We start from the raw sequence: 20,629 nt of genomic DNA on the forward strand, positions 1-20,629 counted from the left end.
ACGTCACGCCTCGCGCGGGTCGTTCCGGGGCAGGCGGACGATGGCGCAGGTGCCGCCGCCCTCGCGGGCGGCCAGGTGGATGCTGCCGCCATGGCGGGTGATGATTTCACGGCTCAAATACAATCCCACGCCCAGGCCCTCCACGCGGCTGATGGTGGACAGCGTGCTGCCGCGAAGCGCCCGGCTGAAGAGCTCCTCGCCCCCGCGCGGCCCCAGTCCCACGCCCCGGTCCTTCACCTCCAGCAGCGCGTCATTGCCCTCCCGCCGGAGCACCACCTCCACCGGTCCGCCCTCCGGGCTGTAGCGGATGGCATTGTCCACCAGGTTGTAGACGACCTGCTCCAGCCGGGGCTCGTCCCACCAACCGTCCACGCGCTCCAGGCTCAGCTTCAGTGGGTGCTGGGGCGCGGACGCCGCGCGCCGCTCCGACACCCGCCGCACCAGCGCGGACAGCTCCAGGGGCACCTGCGCCAGTGACAGCCGGCCGCTGGCCAGCTCGGACACATCCAGCAGTTGGTTGACCAGCCGCGCCAGCCGGTCCACCTGCCGGTCCATGAGGACCAGGTCCTGCTGGCGCACGGTGTCCGGACGCAGCCGCTGCAAGCGCAGCTTGAGGGTGGCCAGGGGCGTCTTCAACTCATGGCTGGCGATGGAGAAGAAGGCCGCCTTGGCCTGGCTGACGCGCTCCACTTCCTCCAGGTGCCGCTGGAGCCGGGCCGCCATCTCGTCGAAGGCCAGGCCCAGCTTCTCCACCTCGATGGCGCCTGCGCGGTGGCGCGTTCCAAAGGCGCGCACGTCGCGTTCGCCCGCGGCCATGCGGCCGGCGGCCTGGGACACGGCTTCCACCGGCCTGGAGAGCATGCGCGTCAGCAGGCGGGTGATGGGAATGGCCAGCACCAGCGTCAGTGCCAGCGTGGCCATCAGCGCGCTGTAGGTGCCGATGACGCTGAAGTCCATGTCGCGCATCGGATGTTCCACCAGGACGCGCCAACCCGGTTGGAGCAGCGGCGCGGTGGCCAGGTGCCGCGCCTCCAGGGTCCGCCGCAACGGGGGGGCCTGGGGCTCCGTGTCGTAGGTGCGGGTGCCCGTGGCGGGCAGCGTCGACAGCAGCTCCCCCAGCGCGGTGCCCTTCAGGGACTGTGGCTCCGGCCCGGGCGTGGCGCCGGTGTCAAAGGCCACGTTGCCGTCCGGGTCCACCAGCAGCGCGCGCTGACCGGGAGCCAGGCGCTCCTGCGCCACCGCTCGCATCCGAGGCAGGTTGATGGCCACCAACGTGAAGCCTTCGAAGCGCTGCTGCCGCAGCAACGGCGAGACGGCGACCATGACGGGACCCGTCACCGAGCCCCGGCCCGCGAACACGCCACTCACCACGGGCTTGCGCTTGCTGCGGACGTCCCGGAAGTAGGAGCGGTCGGCGAAGTTGGCGCCCGCCATCGGTTGGGCCGCCACGCCCAGCGGCGGCCAGATGGCCACCAGGCTGCCGTCGCTGTCCCCGATGCCGAAGTTGAGCGCGAACGCGGAGTGATACACCCAGTCCCGCAGCAACTCCTCCATCTGCGGCTGGGGTGGACGCTCCCCTTCGCGCTCCCACCAATTCGTGACGATGCTCGCCAGCAAGGCGGTCTGGGATTGGGCGGTGGACAACTCCGCGTCCACCGTCTCCGCCAGCAGATGGGCGGTGGAGAGGCCCTGGTCGTCCATCCGCCGCCGCTCGGCGGCATAGCGGGCCCGGCCCTCCAGCGTTCCCACCATCAGCAACGGCAGCACCAGCGCCAGCAGCAGCGCCGAGCCCACCGCCGACGACAGGGTGAAGGTGCGCAGCGCGGGCGTCAGCAGGGGCCACAGCCGCGCGCGCGCCATGGGCGTCATCAGCACCACCTGCGTCAGCAGCGCCGGCACCAGGCTGTTGATCGCCTGCTTGACCGCAATGGCGAGCGTGCTCGCCGCCGTGACGTCCACGCCCAGGCGATGGCTGACGATGATGAGGTAGGGGATGCCTCCCAGCCAGAAGAGCCCGTCCGCCTGAAGGGGCCAGTAGCGCCGGGTCAGCGCGCCCAGGACGACCCCTTCCATCATCGAACCCAGCATGCTCCAGGGGTGGCCCCACAGTTGGACGGTGGCGGACGTGGCGATGCCGGCCGCGAGCCCCGCGCACCAGGGCCCCAGCAGCGGGGCCGCGGGGATGATGAGGAAGAAGCCCAGCAGGATGTCGATGCCTGGGATGACCTCCACGGGAAATCGGTTGAGCGCATGGCCCAACAGCCCCACCACCAGCGCCCAGGCAAACCGTGCGCGCCCGCTCATGTCGAAGCGACCCTAACAGCGCCGCCCCTGGCTGCCTCCAGCGCTCTTTTCAAGGAGTGTCCGTGACACGCACTCCGGACGTGCGAGGTGGCTGCACGCTTTCGGACATTTCCGCTGTCGGGCACTCGGAGCGCATTGCTGTTGTCGTCGGCCGCGCTGACGCCTACATCCACGAGATTGTGCCCATCCTCCTGGCCGAGTTTCTTCTACAGCAGCGGGAATCCATCATGTCCGCGTGGGAGGTGGAGGTGCGCCGCATCCCCGCGGCCCAGGCGCTGCCAAGGCTCGCGCTGCGCGACGGGTTGCCCCGGCTGCTGGAGGTCGTCGCCTCGCTGATGCGCCGCGGCTCGCCCGGCGGCGTGGGGGATGGCCTGGGGGATATTCCGGACCGGCATGCCATCGAGCGGCTGGGGGAAGGCTTCGACCTGCGGCAGGTGGTGACGGAGTACCGGCTGCTGCGCGCGTGCGTGCTGCGCTTGTGGACGTCCCGGGAGAACGCCACCCACCGCCCGGAGGCGGAGCTCGTCTTCCACGAGGCCATGGATGAGGCGGTGGCGGCCTCCGTCAGCCGCTACTCGCTGGCGCGCGAGCGCACGTTGCAGGCGCTGGACCGCATCAGCACCGCGGCCCTGGGCAGCGCCGACGCCGCGGAGCTGTTGCCGGCCCTCCTCCAGGTCCTGCGGGAGACCGTGGCCGTGGTGGACGTGGCGGCCGTCCTGCTGCTGGAAGAGGACGTCCTGCGGGTGCAGAGCGTGGTGGGCTCGGGGATGGCCGTGGGGGACGTGGTGCGCATGGGGGAGGGCTTCACGGGCACCATCGCGGCCACGCGGCAGCCGCTGCTGGTGCGCGCGGCGCGCACGGACAGCCGGGTGAGCGAGCCGTCCTTGCGCGATGCGGACCTGTCGGCGTTGTTCGGTGTGCCGTTGCTCTTGGGAGCGCAGTTGATGGGCGTGGTGCTGATGGGCAGCCGCGCCACCCATGAACTGTCGGAAGAGGACCAGTTCCTCTTCCGGGCCATGGCGGCGCGTACCACCGCGCTGCTGTTGCAGGCCCAGGCGCATGCCCGCGAGCGCGAGGCGCGCGCCGTGGCGGAGGCGTCCCTGGAGCGCCTCCGGGAGAGTGAAGCGGGCCTGCGGCGGTGGGCGCAGGTCTTCAAGCGGCTGGGCGTGGGCGTGGCGGTGGTGGACGCGACCGAGGAGCGGCTGCGCGAGGTGAACCCCGCCTTCGCTCGCATGCATGGCTACTCGCCGGAGGAGTTGACGGGACGGCGGCTGGAGGACACCTATGCGCCGGAAGCGCGCGGCGTGTTGCCTCGACACGTCGCGGCGGCGAACTCCAAGCCGTCGCACGAATATGAATCACTGCACATGCGAAAGGATGGCACCCGCTTCCCCGCCTTCACGCACGTCACGGCCTTCAAGGATGAGTCCGGCCGTGTGGAGCAGCGGGTGGCCACCGTGGTGGACATCACCCAGCGCCGCGCCATGGAGATGGACCGGCAGCGGCTGCTGGGCGCCATCGAGGCCGAGCGCGCGCGGCTGGCGTCGGTGCTGGACCAGATGCCCGCGGGCGTGTTCATCGCGGACGCACCGTCCGGCCGGTTGGTGATGGCCAGCCGGCAGGTGGAGGTCATCACCGGCAGGCCCTTCCATCCCTCCACGTCGATGCAGGACTACATGTCGGACAATGGCGTCTCGCTGCACCCGGATGGGCGGCCCTACGCCATGGAGGAACTGCCGCTGACGCGCAGCCTGCACCACGGCGAGGTGGTACAGGGCGAGGAGATGCTCATCCCCCGCGAGGATGGTCAGAACATCGCCGTGCTGCTCTCCAGCGCGCCCATCCTGGACCGGGAGGGCACCATCGTCGCGGCGGTGGCCACCATGGTGGATGTCTCCGAACGGCGGCGCGCCCAGGAGGCCTCGTTGCAGGCGGCCCGCTTCGGCGAGCGGCTCATCGCCATTGTCAGTCATGACCTGCGCAACCCGCTCAATGCCATCCAGTTGTCCGCGACGCAGTTGTTGCACAGCGAGGCGCTTCCGGAGCGCGAGCGCCGGTTGGTGACGCGCATCGCCCGCTCCGGCGACCGGATGAAGCGCATGATTTCAGAGCTGCTCGACTTTACGCGCGGGCGGCTGGGCGGCGGCATTCCCATCCAACGCACGGCCGGTGATTTTCGGGCCGTGGTCCGGCTGGGCGTGGATGAATTGGAGGCGGCCTGGCCCGAGCGCAAGCTGGCGTTTCGAGTGGAGCCGGGCCGCTACGAAGGGGAGTGGGACGGGGACCGGCTGCTCCAGGTGGTCAGCAACCTGGGGGGCAACGCGCTCCAATACAGCCCCGCGGACGCGCCTGTGTCCTTCAAGTTGTATGACGATGGCGACTTCGTGGTGCTGGAAGTCCAAAACCCCGGCGAGCCCATCTCCCCGGAGATGCTCCCCCGGCTCTTCGACCCTTTCCGGCGCGGCGCCATGGCGGGGGTCGGCGGAGCGAGCAGCAGTGGGCTGGGGCTGGGGCTCTACATCGTCGAGCAGGTGGTGAAGGGCCACGGCGGACGTATCGAGGTGACCTCCACCGCCCAGGCGGGCACCACCGTCCGGGTGACGCTGCCCCGCCTGCCGATGGCCTGACGCGCTCAGGCGGGGCTCACCACCCGCTCCAGGGTGGCGCGCAACTCGAATAAATCCACGGGCTTGGGCACCGTGGCCCGGATGCCCTCCGGCAGGGGTTGGGAGCTTCCCGCCCCGGAGACCACCACCACTGGCAGGGTGCTCAGCCGCGCGTCCTCGCGCACGTGGCGCATCAGCTCCCAGCCGCTCATCACCGGCATCATCAGGTCCAGGAGGACGGCGGCCGGCAGGGGCGGACGGCTCAGGCGCTCCCAGGCGGACAGTCCGTTGCCCGCCGTCTCCACGGTGAAGCCCTCCAGGGTGAGGAACTCCTCCAGCAGCTCCCGGCTGTCAGCGTGGTCTTCCACGAGGAGGACGAGGTTGGGCGTGGACATGAGGCCGTAGCCTTGTACTGAAGTCCAATGTCCGCCAGGGCCCCAGGGCAATGCGTCCGCCCGTGGACGCCTCGGATGTCCACCGCGACACGATGCGGGGGTTGGCTGTGATGTCTGCTTTTTCTTGGATGTGTCTGGGTTGACTCATGGGGCCGTGGATACACGGCGCCTGTCTTGGGGGGTGTGTATTCATCGTCGATAATGACACCCAGGGGTGTCAGGCATGCATCGCCCCATGTCTGGATTATCAAGAGTCAAGGTGAGGTGTCGTCCATTACCCCGGTGGGAGCGCGGACTTCATACAGGCTGGTGAAAATAATTGTCTCCACGTACACTGGGAGTCCGTGGTATCCGGGGAAACGAATCGACATAGAAGAGTTGCCTCGTTGAGAGGCATTTCCCCCCCCCGCAGAGCAGGCGTGCTCCCGGCATGCCAGGAATCAGACATGACACGGAATCATGGCGTCTCGACGTTGACGGCGTTGTTTCTTCTGACGGGCTGTGAGGGCACGCTTCCCGAGCAGAGCCCGGCAAACATCGACATGGAGGTCCAGCGTCAGGAGGCGAAGGAGACGGGGCTGGACCTGAGCGTGGTGGACCTGTCCGCCTCGTGCGCGGCGACGGCGCTGACGCTCTCCGCGGCCATCAAGAACGAGCGGCCCACGGGCATCGGGAACTCCACCGCGGCGGTGTACGCGGGGACGCCGGGCGCCGGCGGCGTGCGGCTGGGCACCATCAGCGTCCCCTGGCTGGTGGGGGGGGAGACCTTCCCCTTCTCGCTGTCGTACACGGTGCCGGAGGGCACCACGAAGGTGGTGGTCGTCGCGGACGAGGACGGCACCTATCCGGAGGACGACGAGGACAACAACTTCGCCTCCATTGATTTCGAGATTCCTTGTGCCACCAACCAGCAGCCGGTGGCCAACTGCCAGAACGTCACCGTCCCCGCGGACGCGGCCTGTCAGGGCAGCGCCAGCATCGACAACGGCTCGTTCGACCCAGACGGCTTCCCGGGGCCGTTCTCCGTGGAGCAGTCGCCCGCGGGCCCCTATGGGCTGGGCACCACGAGCGCGCAGCTCCTGGTCTCCGACGGCGCGGCCACCCGCACGTGCTCGGCGAACGTGACCGTCGTGGACGTCAGCGCCCCCACGCCGGGCGCCAACCGCGGCCTGGTCATCCAGCCGGTCCTGGGCTCCGACTACGTGCTGGTTTCCCTGGATGACTGCGCGATGCCGGCCGTCGACAACTGCGGCGGCGAGCTCGACCTGGGCGCGTCGGCCAGCATCATCCGCGTCACCTCCGACGAGTCCAACGACGCCCTGTCCCTGCTCCGGCTGCTGGCGTGTGACGACATCAAGCTGAGCCCGGACCGCAAGTCCGCGATGGTTCGCGCCGAGGCGGCCCTGCTGGGCAACGGCCGGGTCTACAACTTCACGTACTCCGTGAAGGACGCGTCCGGCAACAGCGCCATCGGCACCTGCAACGTGAAGGTTCCCGCGCTGCTGGCCAACCCCGCCATCGATTCGGGCGTCGTGTACTGCCAGGGCGACAACTGCCCCTCCGGTTCGCGCTCCCCCGGGCTGCTCTGCTCGCTGCTGTAGTCGAAGCACCGCCCCGCCCCCTTGAAGTGGGGCGGGGCTTTTCTTCCGCCGGGGGCCCGGAGCACTGGGCCTCCGGCGTTGTTGCGTTTCAGCGCCAGGACAGCGCGTACTCCGTGTCGAGCAGGCCCAGCTCGCGCCCTTGCACCCCGATGTCCCGCGCGCCCACGGCTTCCAGGGCGGCGTGCAGGACACCCTCGTGGTACGCGGTGGGCATGAAGTCCCGCTTCATGACGAAGCGGCCGCTGCGAGGCCCCGTCCACACCATGCGCCGCTCGCCGTAGCTCACCGCCGCGAGGAACCCGGTGGGGAGCTGCCCGAGCAGCAGCCGGGGCTCGTCATAGGCGAGCATCAGCAGGGTGCGGCCCGCGACGGACTCCAGGAAGTCATGCGCGGCCTTCTGGCCCATGAAGCGATGTGCGGCGGCCAGGCCCCCGCAATGTTCGGAGAGCAGGCCGGCGGCCTGGAAGGCCAGCGGCAGGAACTGGGTGATGGGGTAGCTGAAGAAGTCGATGTAGCGCTTCTCCGGCAGGGGCTGGCGGCAGAGCTGCTCCATGGCGGAGCCGCCCACGCGACGCACCGTCTCCAGGACCCCCCGGAAGAACATGCCGCGCGCGGTGTCCTCGGGGGTGGCGAGCGCGCAGCGCTGACGCAGTTCGCGCAAGGCATCAGGCCCCAGGGGCTGAGGCGGCGCGGGTTCTCGCACCAGGCGCGAGGTCAATCTCAATTCCATTGCGGGGGGACTCCAGAAGAAGTGGGCGCCGTCAGGCCGAAGCCAGACGTGCTGTGCTCCAGGGTGGATGCTGGCCCCCACATGGGCGGCGAATGCCTTGGCTGCCCATGCCCAAACTCACGCGTCCGGCTGCGGGCCTCCGGTCCAGGAGGCTGCACAGACAGGTCGCGGAAGTGTTGCCGTAATGATGCACATTGCATGGAGTGGTTTCCCGAGGCAACCCTGGTCAGCGAATTTTAGTGGAGGGATTGGCCGCTCCCTCAATGACAGACATGGCGAGTAGGGCCGGATGGACCCGGTGCCGGTGTGGCCACGTGGGCTGACGCCTGGGCGTCTGCCTGGTGCGGGGCGGCGCATCCGGCGCGAGAACATGTGGTGCCGGGTGCGACACTTTTCGCTGAGGGTGCGGGGCGGGAGACTACCCTCCATATCGGTATTTCGCCTGAGGACGTACCGGGTTATAAGTCGCGGGAAAACTCGTGACCGAGCGCGACCTGTTCCCGGGCAGGGCGTGAGCTTGGCCCGTACTCACAAGGTTGACGCAGTGAAGACCCACCTTGAAGGTCCTGCTCCTCCCCGCCAGCGGCCCCGGTCCCAGCCTCGAAGCCCGGCGGATCGCGCCCGGAAGTCGCGCGAGCAACTGGAGAGCCGTCTGGCGGAGAGCGTTGGCGAGGCGGCGCGAGGCGCGCGGCTGCTCGCGGGGCTCACCCAGGCGGAGGTCGCGGGGCGTGTGGGTATCGCCGCGGAAGTCTATGGGCGCATGGAGCGGGGGAAGATGATGCCCAGCGTGCCGACCCTGTTCCGGCTGTGTCTGGCACTGCGGTTGTCGGCGGACGTCGGGCTGGGGCTCGCCACGGCGGCCAGCGTCGGCGCCGCGCTCTGGGAAGAGGACTCCAGGCACAGGGACCAGTTGCCGGAGATGCGGAAGGTGCTCCGAACGCTGCGGCGCATGTCGCGCAGCCAGCTCAACCTGATGAACCAGGTCGCGGCCGCCATCCTGCCTGAGCGGTGAGGGCCGGGCTCCGGACGGTGAGGCATTGACCGTCCGGAGGTGGTTGCTTCCCAGGTGTGGAGGGCAGTGGCGGTGTGCGCGCCGTCCAGCAGCGGCCGGGACTCCGGGCATGTTGGGGAGCCCAAGGCTGTGATTGTCATTGTGTCGAGAGAAGGGCCGGCAACGCGCCGCGCCCAGGGCTGACGCGGCCCGCGCGGATCCACCCCAGGGCGCTTGTCACTCCGCCGTCTCCCTGGCCTCATGGGGGGCAGGGTGCGCAGTGCCCCGCTTGGTGAGGGAATGACCCGCGGACTTGGGTGGTGGACAGTCAGGCCAGCAGCGCGAACGGCGGTCGCCGTGGTGGCCCTGTTGATGCTCGGGACTCGGGCGAACGCGCAGGACGCGGGGACGCCGGAGGACGGGGGCGCCGCCCGGGCGGAGCGGGAGCTGCAACGCACCGACGCGGGCTGGGCCGTGGAGACGGATTCGCCCTTGTCGGAGGACGCGGGCGTGCCCGAGCCCGCGTTCTCTCCGCCCGCGATGGTGCAGGACTCGCCCGCTCCCTATCCGCCCGCTCTGGCGTCCGACGGCGTCGCGGGGGTGGTGAAGCTGGAGTTGCTCATCGACGACGCGGGCGACGTGGAGTCCGCCGCGTTGGTGGAAGGGCTGCATCCCTTGTTGGACCGGGCGGCGCTGCACGCGGCGCCGTCGCTGCGCTTCGCCCCCGCCACCCTGGACGGCCTGCCGGTGGCCGTGCGCATCTTCTTCGAGTACCGCTTCGAGGCGCCCGCGCCGGGCATATCCGAGGGGGCCACGCCCGCGGCGCCCATCACCCTGAGGGGCCTGGTGCGCACCAAGGGCAACCGCCGGCCGCTGGTGGGGGCCATGCTGGTGTCGGACGCGCATCCGGACGCGCCGGTGCAGGCGGACGTGGACGGACGCTTCGAGGCGCGCTGGCCCGCGGGCGTGCATGCGGTGCGTATCACCGCCCCCGGCCACAAGCCCGGCGTCTTCCGCGAGGGCCTGAAGGCGAACGAGGCGCTGGAGGTGGTGTACGGGCTGGAGCCGCTCATCATCAACCCGTACGAGACGGTGGTGCGGGGAGACCGCGAGCGCACGGAGGTGAGCCGCGTCACCCTGCATGACGCGGAGCTGCGCGAGGTGCCTGGCACCATGGGGGACCCCTTCCGCGTCGTCATGCTGCTGCCCGGCGTGGGCAGCATGCTGTCCGGCGTGGCCTACCCGGTGGTGCGCGGCAGCCAGCCCGCGGCCACGGGCTACTTCCTGGATGGCATCCGCGTCCCCATCCTCTTCCACCTGTTCCTGGGGCCGGCCGTCATCCACCCGGACTTCATCGACGCCATCGACTTCTATCCGGGCTCGCCGCCGCCCCGGTATGGGCGGTTGATGGGGGGCGCCATCGACGGGCGTCTCAGCCGCCCGCGGGATGACGGCGTCCACGGCAGCGCCTACGCGGACCTCATCAACGCGGGCTTCTTCATCGAGACGCCGTTCAAGGACACCGGCACCAACGTCAGCCTGGCCGGCCGCTATTCCTATACGCCCTGGCTCATCGCCCTGGCGGCGAACCAGCTCCAGTCGCCGCCCCCTCCCGGGCGGGAGAACCCCAAGGTGGTGCTCGACTTCTGGGATTATCAGGGCCGGGTGGAGCAGCGGCTGGGCGAGGGCACGCTGCGCCTGTTTGCCTTTGGCTCCTCGGACACCTTCGGTTCGAAGGCCCAGGACGCATGGGGCGACACCGCGATGCAATCCATTGTCTTCCACCGGGTGGACCTGCGGCACCGGCACCCCGTGGGGCCCGGTGAGCTGGAGGTGGGCGGGACGTGGGGGCTGGACCGCTTCGCCATCGTCAGCCGCAGTCCCCCGGGTGAGGCCACCGAAGTCCATATCGACCAGGGGCACTGGTCCGCGCGCCTGGGCTACAGCGCGACGCTGTCACCCAGCGCCACGCTGCGCGCCGGGGCGGACGTGGAGCACAAGCGCGCCATCGTCGAACTGCTCCAGCAGGACGGCGGCTCCGACGCGGGCGTAGAGGTAGCGCCCGTGGCGCTGGGGACCTTCATGGGCGCGTGGACGGAGCTGGTGTGGCAGCCCCATGAGAAGTGGGCCGTGGTGCCCGGCCTGCGCGTGGACAACTACCACCTGTCGCCGGGGATTGATCGTCGCGCGCTGGAGCCGCGGCTCACCGTGCGTCACAAGGTGTCGGAAGCGCTCACGCTCAAGGGCGGGGCGGGCCTCTTCCATCAGCCGCCCACCACCCTCATCAGCCTGCCCGTGGTGGACGTGGGAAGCCTGCTGCTGGGGCTCCAGCAAGGTGTGCAGCTCTCCGTCGGCGCGGAATGGAAGGCGTGGCGCGGTCTGGAGGTGGGGCTGGACGTCTATCTCAACCCCATGCTGCGGACCCTCGAGCTGACGCCCTTCGCCGACGAAGGCCTGGTGGACGACGACACGCCGGACACCGGCACTCCTCCTGCGGGCCTGCGCCGCGGCATGCAGTTGGGGGACGGCGGCGGCATCCCCGACCGCTCGGACTTCGACTTCCCGGACTTCCGCGGCAGTGGCATGGCCTACGGCATGGAGTTCCTGCTGCGCCACCCGCTGGGCGACAACTGGTTCGGCTGGCTGTCGTATTCGCTCCAGCGCAGCACGCGCCGCACGCGCTTCTACCGCTACGACGCGGAGGGCCACCGGGTGGGCGAGGCGAAGGCGGACCTGCCCTTCGCCTTCGACCAGACGCACATCCTCAACCTGGTGCTCAGCTACAAGTTCGCCAACAACATCACGTTGGGCGGGGTGCTGCACTTCAATACCGGGCGCCCTGAATACGACACCCTGGGCACGCAGACGCACCGCCCTGGCGAAGACGTCTCCGGCAGGCCCGCATGGGTCAAGGCAGACCGGGATCGCGTGGACCGGCTGCCGGCCTTCCTCCGGTTCGACGTGCGGCTGTCCAAGTCGTGGGTCTACGACACCTTCAGCCTGGAGGCGTATCTGGACATGCTCAACGTCACGCTCCGTCGGGAGACGTTGGGCTTCGAGTACGAGGGCGGCAACGGCTTCCCGCTGCGCAAGGACGCGGTGGGGTTTCCCATCGCCCTCCCCATCCTGGGCGTGAAGGGCCGTTACTGAGCACGCGGACTGATGGATAGCGCACGCTTGGCGCCGCGCCTCCGCCTTCATCTGGGCACGATGGCGCGCCACGCGGTGTAATCCCGCGCCGCCAGTTGTTCCGGGGGCCAGTCCGCTCCTGGGGGCCCGGAGACGTCGGGCCGAGTTCCTGACCACCGCACACCAGGTGACTTCTTCATGTCGCAGGACGGGATTCCGACGATGGTGCCGTTGCAGGGCGGTGGCATCCCTTTCAGCCGGGGGGCCACCGTGGCCAGCCGGGTGGCGCTGACGTCCCCGCGGATTTCGGATGAAGCCCCCCATCGCCAGGCGAAGGCCGTTTCGGACACCCCCGCCGTGCTGCTGGTGGATGACCATGTGTCGAACCTGGTGTCGCTGGAGGCCATCCTCGAGCCGCTGGGCATCCGCATGGACAAGGCCTGTTCGGGGGAGCAGGCCCTGCGCTTCCTGCTGCGCGAGGACTACGCCGTCATCCTGCTGGACGTGCGGATGGTGGGGCTGAGCGGCTTCGAGACGGCGGCGCTCATCAAGCAGCGTGAGCGCACGCGCAACGTCCCCATCATCTTCCTCACCGCCTACGGCCGCGATGACGCGGAGCTCGTTACCGGCTACGCCACCGGCGCGGTGGACTTCCTCCAGAAGCCCTTTCCGCCGGAGGTGCTGCGCTCGAAGGTGTCCGTCTTCGTGGAGCTGTTCCGCGCGCAGCAGCAGGTGCGGCGCCAGTCGGAGCTGCTGCGGCAGAAGGAAGCCGAGGCGCGGGATGCCGCGCTGAGGGCCGCGGGCTACATCGACCGGTTGCGGGATTTCACCGCCCGGCTGTCGGAGGCGGCCACCGTGCCGCAGGTGTGCCGCGCGCTCTTCGAACAAGGGCTGGTGGCCGCTGGCGCGAAGGCGGGCACCGTCAACCTCCTGGACGCGGAGGGCGAGGCGCTGGAGGTGGTGGATGCCATTGGCTACCCGGAGAGCGTGCTGAGCCGGTGGCGGCGCATCCCGATGACGGCGGCCATGCCGCTGGTGGAGTCGCTGCGGGAGCAGCAGGCCATCTGGGTGGGGTCGCCGGAGGAGTGGAGCGCGCGTTATCCGCTCATGGATACGCGAGGACTTCACGAGGCGGCGCTCGCGCTGCCCTTGCTGGTGAAGGGACGGGCGCTGGGCGCCATTGGCCTGTCCTTCGCGCGGCCCCGGACCTTCACGGAGATGGACCGGGCCTTCTTCACCGCGCTGGCGCATGCGTGTGCCCAGGCGTTGGACCGGGTGCACCTGACGGCGGAGGAGCGCCGGGCCCATTCCGTGGCCCGGGCCGCCGCCGCCCGGCTGCAGATGCTCACGGAAGCGTCCGACGCCTTCGATGCGACGAACCGCGACCTGTCCGTGCTGCTGGACACCATCACCCGCCAGGTCGCCTACTTCCTGGGGGACACATGCACCCTATGCCTGCTGTCCGACGACGGGACGCGGCTGGAGGTGGCGGCCAGCCATTCCAATCAGGGGGAGGATGGGGCACCGCTGCTCCCCGGCGAGGGGCTGAGCGACTTCGTGCTCCGTGGCGGACGGCCGCTCCTCGTGCCCGAGCTGTCGGAGGACCAAAAGCGGGAGCTGGGACAGGGCGAGGCGCTGCGCAGCCTGCTGTGCGTGCCGCTGAGGACGCAGGGCAGGGTGGTGGGGACGCTGTCGGTGGGGCGCATGGGCCCGGGCCGGAGCTTCACCCAGGAGGACCAGGAGCTGGTGGAGGAGCTGGCGGCGAAGGCGGCGCTCTCCATCGAGAACGCGCGCCTGTTCGCGGAGCAGCAGCGGTCGCAAGAGGAACTGCGCCGGCGCGCCGAGTTCGAACAGCAACTGGTGGGCATCGTCTCCCACGACTTGCGCAATCCCCTGGCGGCCATCTCCATGTCGGCGGGGCTGCTGGAGAAGAAGGGTGCGTTGACGGAGCCGCAGAAGCGCATGGTGTGGCGCATTGGCCAGGCCACCGAGCGCGCGGCCCGGATGATTCGCGACCTGCTGGACTTCACCAAGGCCCGGCTGGGCGGCGGCATTGCCCTGCACCGTCAGACCACCGATTTGCGGGAGGTGGTGCACCAGGTGGTGGATGAGCTCCTGGTGGCCAACCCCGGGCGTCGCGTGGAGGTGGAGGTCCAGGGCGAGGTGCGCGGCGAATGGGATTCGGACCGCATCGCCCAGGTGCTCACGAACCTGCTGGGCAATGCCCTGGCCTACAGCCCCGCGGACGCCCCGGTGCGGGTGGACACGCGGCTGGAGGGCGAGGCCGCGCTGCTGTCTGTCTTCAACGGCGGCGCCCCCATCCCCCGTGAGTTGCTGCCTCGCCTGTTCGAGCCGCTGACACGGGGCGCGTTGAAGGAGGGCCAGTCCACCCGCAGCATCGGCCTGGGGCTCTACATCGTGCAGGACATCGTGCGCGGCCACGGCGGCGGCGTGGAGGTGGTGTCCTCCGAGCAGCATGGCACCACCTTCACCGTGCGCCTGCCGCGTGCGGCGGGCTGAGTCGCCCGTCCCGTCCATCGATTGGCTCTACGCCGTGGGAGACCTCAACGGTGACGGCCCATACGTCCTGTATCAGGTCAACCGGATGACAGGTGCCGCCATGACGCCGGAGCAGGCCTTCCTCGGCGGTGCCTCCGGACCCGAGCTGCGTGACATCGCCATCATGTATTGAGCCGGAGTCCTGGGCGAGCGCGCCGGGGCCCTGGCCGTTCGCGCAGGGCCATTGCGGAATGAGGACACCGCGGCGGGTGCCGGGCCGCGTGGCGCGTTGGCACTGGCGCGGAGTGAGCACTGAAGGTCGCGCCGGTACCCACGTACAAGTTCGCGCTCCCGGAGATTTGTCACTCTTGTCCCGTGTGCGTTCCGCGACCGAGCGTCGAGCATCGGGGCTGGAGGGCGTGCCAGGGGGACGTCGATGGGGGTGTGTCTGTCGTCGAAGTGGGGCTCCGCCTGGACCTGGACGACGCATGCGGGAGGCGCAGCGCCCTGCCTGCGCTTCGAGCCGGTGCGAGGGACGGCGGGGGAGGTGCTCGACTTGCGCCAGGCCGCGCTCGATGCGTCCGCCGAGCCGACGGCGCACGATTGGGTCCTGCCTCCATGGGTGTCGCGCTGGGAGCAGGAGGGCGTGCGAGGGCTGCGCTTGGAGGACTGCGTGCGCGTGGTGGACACGGGCGAGCCGGTGTCCGTCGTGCTGTGCATCACCCGAGAGGGCATGGAGGCGCGCTTCCGGGCCGTGGGCATGAAGGCGTTGGATGCCTTCGTGCTGTGGCTGCTGCCCGATGACACGGACGACGCGCAGGCGCTTCGTGAGGCGCTGGAGCGTGAGCGTGAGGCCCGCCACCGGGCGGAGGGCGCGCTGGAGCACGCGACGGCCCGGCTGACCCGCGAGGCCCTGGATGGCAACGCGCGCCACCTCGCGCTGGAGCGGCTGACCGAGGAGGCGGAGTTTCGTGAGCGGTTCATCGGCATCCTCGGGCACGACCTGCGCAACCCCCTGAATGCCATTGCCCTGTCCGCGCGAGCCATGGCGCAACGCACGCTGCCGGCGGCCCAGCAGCAGCAGTGCGCCCAGCGAATCGAGGCGAGCGCCGCGCGGATGGGCGCCATGATTTCCGACATCCTCGACCTCACCCGCGCGCGTCTGGCGGGCGGCATCCCCCTGCACCTGGGGACGGTCAGCCTGGCCATCATCTGCCGGATGGTGGTGGAGGAGCTGTCCGCCGCGCATCCGGGCCGGCACATCACCCTGGACGTGGAGGGCGCGTCGGAGGGCTTCTGGGACGCGGACCGGATGGCGCAGGTGCTCAGCAACCTGGTGGGCAACGCACTGGAGCACGGCGCCGAGGACACGCCCGTCCGGCTCAAATGTATCGCCGTGGACGGTGAGCAGGTCCTGGAGGTCCACAACACCGGGACGCCCATTCCGCCTCAACAGATGGAGACATTGTTCGACCCGTTCCGCCAGGTGGGCACTGCTCCTGGGAAGGGCCACCGTCGTGGCGCTGGTGGCCTGGGGCTGGGACTCTTCATCGTGAAACAAATCGTCCAGGCGCACGGAGGAGCTGTGTGCGTGTCCTCCTCCGAGGCAGAGGGAACGACCTTCACGGTGAAAATGCCACGAGACGCGCGACAGTCGCAGGAGCCCGCACCCTTGGGCGTGAGACATCGCGTGTGACTGCAACGTTGGCGGCTGGGCGGATTGAACGCTGAGCGTCAGCCGGCGCACGGACTACGTGTTTGCCGCATGACCGACGTGCGCGAACTGCCCGAGAGGGCACCTGTCAGAGGGGAAAAGAAGGACTACCGGTTATCTTGGCCGCGAGAAACGCGGCTACCCCCAAAAACCGGAGGCAGCCATGTATCACCACCCCACCTCGAAGACCTGTTCCAGCTCCAAGGTCACCTACGCCGGACGCCGTTGTGCGCACCGGTGGGAGCTGCTGCCAGCGTTGCTTCTTGTCGCCGCCGTGGGGTGTGGCCCGGCGGAGCCGATGGATACGGCGAGCGAGACGCTGGGCACCCAGTCGGACGCGTTGGTGTCGTCCAATGGCCTGTCCACCAATGGCTTGTCGACAAACGGGCTGTCGACGAACGGCTTGTCGACGAACGGCCTGTCCACCAATGGCTTGTCGACGAATGGACTGTCGACGAACGGCTTGTCGACGAATGGTTTCAGCACGTGGTTCAGCGCGGACCCCGTCAAGGCCGAGGAGGTGATGCGATACATCGTCCGGTGCGCGCTCGCCTCCGGCCAATCCCTGACGTATACGCATGCGGGCACCACGCACACCTGGCAGGGTTCCCTGGGGCTGGCGCCGACGTGGTCGAACCCCACGCCTCCGCCTCCGTCGAGCCCGGGCGCTCCGGTTGCCCCGGAGCCCGAGCAGCAGTTGGTGTCGAGCTGCCTGGCGGCACACGTGAACAAGTACGGTGTGCACCTGAACATCTCCGTGCAGGGCAAGGACTCGCAGGGCGTCGTCATTCCGACGACGGCCGAGGAGGTGCAGACCTACAACCAGAATGAGGCCGTCTTCTTCGGCAACCTCTTCAATGGTCAGGGACTCTTCGCGGCCAATGACGCGCCCTATCTGGCCTACGACGAGAGCACGGTGCGCGCGTGCGGCCTGTCGTCGTGGAGCGGGGACCCGGACTGCGCGGCCGTCATCACCCACGTGGGGGCTGCCCTGACGTACTGCCAGCAGGACTCCACGCGGACGTACTACACGCGCTGCACGTACAACGGCGTGACGTACCGCCCGCTCACCACGCGTATCCGTCCCCAGGACATCTACAAGTGCGGTGATGGGACGTGCCAGCTCTCCGAGAGCTGCGGCACCAGCAACACGCCGGACAGCTGCGCCGCGGACTGTGGCGCCTGCTAGGCGCTGACGTCTTCGCGGCGCCCCCGTGCCGCGCGCAGTGGCGGCCTTTCCTCCTACCCCTCGGGAGGATGCCATGGCAGTCCCAGCCTGTCCGAGCGCGGTGGCCGCCGCATCCAGGCTGACGATGTGGGTTGTCCCCGGGCCGTCCCCGAACGCCCGGCTCATTCAAATGGCTGTCCGCCAGATGCATCCACACCTCCCGCGCTTCGCTGGGGGCAGGGAGCGGTTTGCCTGATGCATCGTTGTTCGTGGCCGTGGGTCAGCGGGCCGCGACCTGACGGAAGGTGACGCCGTCGAGCTCCAGGCGCTGGACCGCGTCCACGAAGCGCTGCGTGGCCAGGATGAGCGTGGGCCAGTCCGCGAGGCGGAAGACGTCCACAGTGGTGGGGATGGAGGTCGTGTCGAGGAGATAGGGGGCGGGGAGACCGTAGCTCTCAACGCCACATGTGGGGCACGGAGGCTCCCGGTCGGATGGAAGGCAGTCCGGGTGGAAGCGCCCACAGGGCGTCAGCTGGAGTTCGAGCAGCTCGGGCGGGTTCCTTCCGCTTCCCTTGAGTTGCATCGGGCAGCCGTTCAGCCCTTGCAATCCTGATTGCCGCAGTTGTTCCAGCGCTTCACGGCGGAGGCTCAGGGACCACGCTTGAAGATGTAGCTGTCCAAAGGTTCCGGAGGCGCGTCCGGTCATCGGGCCAAACTTGGTTCCGGGCATCAACGCGAACCCGGGGGGCACCTGGGGCCGCACCTGTTCGCGCAATCGAGCCCACTCCTCGTATGGCTCAGGGCGGGGCTCTTCGTACTCGTGCCGTGTCGGGAGCGATGTCAGGTCCACGCATGGATAGTGAAGCCCGGCGGTGCTCCAAGTTGCACCACCGCCGGGACAGTCCGCGAGTCCAGGCAGGCTCCATCGATGCGCGGCATTCAGGTTCCCCGTGTAGCGCGACGGTCGCGGCGCCTCGACTTGATAGATGCGCAATCCGGCCTCTTCCTTGGGTGTCATGGAACCCGCCCCACGCCAGCATGCGCGGAGCGGGCCGGCCCAGGGTGAGGCGTGTTACGGGGCGCTCACCGACGCGGACAGGCAGGCCGCCGCCATGCCGGGCGTGCTGCTCTGGCGCGGCTCCACCGACGACAGTTCCTCCTCCTCCTCGGAAGGAATCTGGGCGTCCGGCGTGCACGTGCCGCCCAGCTCGTAGTCGCTGAACCACCGCTCACAGGTGATGATGCGACTCCCCCAGGGCACCGCACAAACGAGCGAGCAGGGCGCTTCGTCGGCACACTGCACGTCGCAATCTGGGGGAAGCGCTGACGCGGACAGCGGGGAGAGCGTGACAAGGGCCGCGGCGCTCACGAACAGCGTCTTCGAAAGCAGGTTCATGGTGACTCCACGACGACGGGTGGCCGGACCACGAAGTGTGTCCCGGCACCCGCAGTATCTAATTTGACAGGGAAAACTTCAAAAGCAGCACTTGCGGCTTATGGGTCAACAGTGCCCCATTCTGGAATGACTTGCACAGACGCGAACGTCAGGATGGCCGCACCTGGGAGCGGGCCTGTCCCGGGAAGAAGGGGTGACGGCCTTCCTGCAGAAACGGCCGCCTCGCTTCACCCGGACCGTGGCGCATGATGTGCCCTCGTTCCTGCCATTGCGGGAGGGGTCGCCATGAACTCGGCCGACGCACCCCGCTGGAAGCGGTTGGAGCCTGACGAACGCCGCGAGCAGATTCTGGAGTGTGCCTGGGCGCCAACGTCGTGCTGCTGGAAAAGACAGACACGCCCAACCCCCGCTGCCCGGGACAGTGCACACGGTAGCGCAGGCCATCCAGGACGCGGGGGGCCAGGCGCTCGCGGCGGTGGGAGACGTGTGGGAGGATGCGGACGGGCGGCGCGCCGTGGACGAGGCCGCGGCGCGCTTTGGCGGCATCGATTTCTGCGCGAACAACGCTAGCGCCCCGGCGTCGCATCCGTACATCCTGCCGCTGTCCCCACCGGTCAACCTCTCGCTGCGCTGGCTGGCGCCGCCCCCGGCGTACAGGATGGCGGAGTATTGGTGACGGACCCTGCGTGCATCGTCGCCGACCGTTGCTTGCAGTTGCTCGGGGGGTACGGGTACATGAAGGAGTACTCCTTCGCCCACCTGTTCGCGGACACGCGTGTGCTGCGAATCCTTGCCGGCGCGAACGAGATCATGAAAGAGCTCGTCGCCCGTTCCCCGTAGACCCACATCCCCGTCCCAAGGAGGCTCTTCGTGAGCCAGGAAGCATTCATCTTCGACGCCGTCCGGACCCCTCGCGGCAAGGGCAGGAAAGGCGCGCTGCACGGCACCAAGCCCATCACGCTGCTCACCGGGCTGGTGGACGCGCTCAAGAAGCGTCACCCGAACCTGGACCCCCAGCGCATCGACGACGTGGTGCTCGGTGTCGTGTCGCCGGTGGGTGAGCAGGGCGCCGACATCGCCCGTACCCTGGTGCTGGCGGCGGGGCTGCCAGAGACTGTGGGTGGCGTGCAGCTCAACCGCTTCTGCGCGTCCGGCCTCACGGCGGTGAACATGGCCGCCCAGCAGGTGCGCTCGGGCTGGGAGCACCTGGTCATCGCGGGCGGCGTGGAGAGCATGTCGCGCGTGCCCATGGGCTCGGACGGCGGCGCCTGGGCCATGGACCCGGCCACGAACTTCGACACCTACTTCGTCCCGCAGGGCATCTCCGCGGACCTCATCGCCACCATCGAGGGCTTCACGCGCGAGGACGTGGACCGCTACGCGGCCCGTTCGCAGCAACTGGCGGCCCAGGCGTGGGCCGGCGGGTACTTCAAGAACTCGGTCGTCCCGGTGGTGGACCAGAACGGCCTCACCGTGCTGGACCATGACGAACTCATGCGCCCGGACTCCACCGTGGCGTCGCTCGGCAAGCTCAACCCGTCCTTCTCCGTCATGGGCGAGGCGGGCGGCTTCGACGCGGTGGCCCTGCAGAAGTACCACTTCGTGGAGCGCATCGAGCACGTCCACACGCCGGGCAACTCGTCGGGCATCGTGGACGGCGCGGCGCTGGTGCTCATCGGCTCCGAGCAGGTGGGCAAGTCGCTGGGCCTCACGCCGCGCGCGCGCATCGCCGCGGTGGCCACGTCCGGCTCGGACCCCACCATCATGCTCACCGGCCCGATTCCGGCCACCCAGAAGCTGCTGGAGATTGCGGGCCTGTCGGTGAAGGACATCGACCTGTTCGAACTCAACGAGGCCTTCGCCTCGGTGGTGCTCAAGTACCAGAAGGACCTCGGCATTCCGGACGAGAAGCTGAACGTGAACGGCGGCGCCATCGCCATGGGGCACCCGCTGGGCGCCACGGGCGCGATGATTCTGGGGACGATGGTGGACGAGCTGGAGCGACGCAAGGCGCGCCGCGCGGTCATCACCTTGTGCGTCGGTGGTGGCATGGGCGTGGCCACCCTCATCGAGCGCGTCTGAGCTTCTCTTCCAAC

16 protein-coding genes are annotated in these 20,629 nt (G+C 69.3%); 11 read left to right on the forward strand and 5 right to left on the reverse strand.

The window, feature by feature from the left end:
- Nucleotides 1-3: 3 nt before the first annotated feature.
- Nucleotides 4-2,304 carry a sensor histidine kinase gene (locus FMQ63_RS06680; RefSeq protein WP_011556922.1) on the reverse strand — a complete coding sequence of 767 codons (2,301 nt, stop codon included), beginning with the start codon at nucleotides 2,302-2,304 and terminating at the stop codon, nucleotides 4-6.
- A gap of 62 nt (nucleotides 2,305-2,366) precedes the next feature.
- Between FMQ63_RS06680 and FMQ63_RS06685 the strand changes: the two genes are divergently transcribed.
- Nucleotides 2,367-4,931, forward strand: a complete 2,565-nt coding sequence (locus tag FMQ63_RS06685; protein WP_020477990.1) for a PAS domain S-box protein — start codon at nucleotides 2,367-2,369, stop codon at nucleotides 4,929-4,931.
- A gap of 5 nt (nucleotides 4,932-4,936) precedes the next feature.
- Here the strand turns inward: FMQ63_RS06685 and FMQ63_RS06690 are convergent, their stop codons facing one another.
- The gene (locus FMQ63_RS06690; RefSeq protein ID WP_011556920.1) at nucleotides 4,937-5,305 is read right to left on the reverse strand and encodes a response regulator; all 369 of its coding nucleotides are present in this window, start codon (nucleotides 5,303-5,305) and stop codon (nucleotides 4,937-4,939) included.
- 446 nt (nucleotides 5,306-5,751) lie between these two features.
- On the opposite strand from FMQ63_RS06690, the gene FMQ63_RS06695 reads away from it, so the two are divergent.
- Nucleotides 5,752-6,906 (forward strand): CARDB domain-containing protein, encoded by a 1,155-nt coding sequence (locus FMQ63_RS06695; protein ID WP_011556919.1) that lies wholly within the window; start codon nucleotides 5,752-5,754, stop codon nucleotides 6,904-6,906.
- An 88-nt stretch (nucleotides 6,907-6,994) separates the two neighbouring features.
- Here the strand turns inward: FMQ63_RS06695 and FMQ63_RS06700 are convergent, their stop codons facing one another.
- On the reverse strand, nucleotides 6,995-7,717 hold the full coding sequence (locus tag FMQ63_RS06700) for a DUF2378 family protein (protein ID WP_011556918.1): 723 nt from the start codon (nucleotides 7,715-7,717) through the stop codon (nucleotides 6,995-6,997).
- A 463-nt stretch (nucleotides 7,718-8,180) separates the two neighbouring features.
- Between FMQ63_RS06700 and FMQ63_RS06710 the strand changes: the two genes are divergently transcribed.
- The 6 genes from FMQ63_RS06710 (at nucleotide 8,181) to FMQ63_RS06735 (ending at nucleotide 17,158) form a co-directional block, all read left to right on the forward strand.
- Nucleotides 8,181-8,648: a helix-turn-helix domain-containing protein gene (locus FMQ63_RS06710; RefSeq protein WP_309247154.1), complete on the forward strand. Its 468-nt coding sequence runs from the start codon at nucleotides 8,181-8,183 to the stop codon at nucleotides 8,646-8,648.
- Nucleotides 8,649-8,984: 336 nt separating this feature from the next.
- Entirely contained in the window at nucleotides 8,985-11,777 is a 2,793-nt protein-coding gene (locus FMQ63_RS06715) for a TonB family protein (protein WP_020477989.1), read from the forward strand.
- A 177-nt stretch (nucleotides 11,778-11,954) separates the two neighbouring features.
- Entirely contained in the window at nucleotides 11,955-14,276 is a 2,322-nt protein-coding gene (locus FMQ63_RS06720; RefSeq protein WP_011556915.1) for a GAF domain-containing protein, read from the forward strand.
- Complete coding sequence (locus tag FMQ63_RS06725; protein WP_011556914.1) at nucleotides 14,263-14,448, forward strand: hypothetical protein; 186 nt, start codon at nucleotides 14,263-14,265, stop codon at nucleotides 14,446-14,448. The genes FMQ63_RS06720 and FMQ63_RS06725 overlap by 14 nt, the downstream gene beginning before the upstream one ends.
- 243 nt (nucleotides 14,449-14,691) lie before the next feature.
- Nucleotides 14,692-15,951, forward strand: a complete 1,260-nt coding sequence (locus tag FMQ63_RS06730) for a sensor histidine kinase KdpD (protein WP_011556913.1) — start codon at nucleotides 14,692-14,694, stop codon at nucleotides 15,949-15,951.
- A gap of 181 nt (nucleotides 15,952-16,132) precedes the next feature.
- On the forward strand, nucleotides 16,133-17,158 hold the full coding sequence (locus FMQ63_RS06735) for a hypothetical protein (protein WP_011556912.1): 1,026 nt from the start codon (nucleotides 16,133-16,135) through the stop codon (nucleotides 17,156-17,158).
- Between the two features lie 259 nt (nucleotides 17,159-17,417).
- Here the strand turns inward: FMQ63_RS06735 and FMQ63_RS06740 are convergent, their stop codons facing one another.
- Nucleotides 17,418-18,155 carry a double-CXXCG motif protein gene (locus FMQ63_RS06740; protein ID WP_011556911.1) on the reverse strand — a complete coding sequence of 246 codons (738 nt, stop codon included), beginning with the start codon at nucleotides 18,153-18,155 and terminating at the stop codon, nucleotides 17,418-17,420.
- Nucleotides 18,156-18,209: 54 nt separating this feature from the next.
- Nucleotides 18,210-18,533, reverse strand: a complete 324-nt coding sequence (locus FMQ63_RS06745) for a hypothetical protein (protein WP_011556910.1) — start codon at nucleotides 18,531-18,533, stop codon at nucleotides 18,210-18,212.
- Between the two features lie 421 nt (nucleotides 18,534-18,954).
- On the opposite strand from FMQ63_RS06745, the gene FMQ63_RS06750 reads away from it, so the two are divergent.
- From FMQ63_RS06750 to FMQ63_RS06760, 3 genes are read left to right on the forward strand one after another with little or no spacing between them, the layout of a single operon-like run.
- A complete protein-coding gene (locus FMQ63_RS06750; protein WP_020477988.1) occupies nucleotides 18,955-19,209 on the forward strand; it encodes a hypothetical protein in 255 nt (84 codons plus the stop codon).
- On the forward strand, nucleotides 19,206-19,373 hold the full coding sequence (locus tag FMQ63_RS06755; RefSeq protein ID WP_020477987.1) for an acyl-CoA dehydrogenase family protein: 168 nt from the start codon (nucleotides 19,206-19,208) through the stop codon (nucleotides 19,371-19,373). The genes FMQ63_RS06750 and FMQ63_RS06755 overlap by 4 nt, the downstream gene beginning before the upstream one ends.
- 30 nt (nucleotides 19,374-19,403) lie before the next feature.
- Nucleotides 19,404-20,615, forward strand: a complete 1,212-nt coding sequence (locus FMQ63_RS06760; RefSeq protein ID WP_011556908.1) for an acetyl-CoA C-acetyltransferase — start codon at nucleotides 19,404-19,406, stop codon at nucleotides 20,613-20,615.
- Nucleotides 20,616-20,629 lie beyond the last annotated feature (14 nt).

The organism is Myxococcus sp. CA005 (genome assembly GCF_006518205.1).
GTDB lineage: Bacteria > Myxococcota > Myxococcia > Myxococcales > Myxococcaceae > Myxococcus > Myxococcus xanthus.

Coding starts and splice junctions, on each gene's coding strand:
- FMQ63_RS06720 (WP_011556915.1), top strand. CDS start 11,955: ATGTCGCAGGACGGGATTCCGACGATGGTGCCGTTGCAGGGCGGTGGC.
- FMQ63_RS06695 (WP_011556919.1), top strand. CDS start 5,752: ATGACACGGAATCATGGCGTCTCGACGTTGACGGCGTTGTTTCTTCTG.
- FMQ63_RS06745 (WP_011556910.1), bottom strand. CDS start 18,533: ATGAACCTGCTTTCGAAGACGCTGTTCGTGAGCGCCGCGGCCCTTGTC.
- FMQ63_RS06730 (WP_011556913.1), top strand. CDS start 14,692: ATGGGGGTGTGTCTGTCGTCGAAGTGGGGCTCCGCCTGGACCTGGACG.
- FMQ63_RS06735 (WP_011556912.1), top strand. CDS start 16,133: ATGTATCACCACCCCACCTCGAAGACCTGTTCCAGCTCCAAGGTCACC.
- FMQ63_RS06690 (WP_011556920.1), bottom strand. CDS start 5,305: ATGTCCACGCCCAACCTCGTCCTCCTCGTGGAAGACCACGCTGACAGC.
- FMQ63_RS06680 (WP_011556922.1), bottom strand. CDS start 2,304: ATGAGCGGGCGCGCACGGTTTGCCTGGGCGCTGGTGGTGGGGCTGTTG.
- FMQ63_RS06740 (WP_011556911.1), bottom strand. CDS start 18,155: ATGACACCCAAGGAAGAGGCCGGATTGCGCATCTATCAAGTCGAGGCG.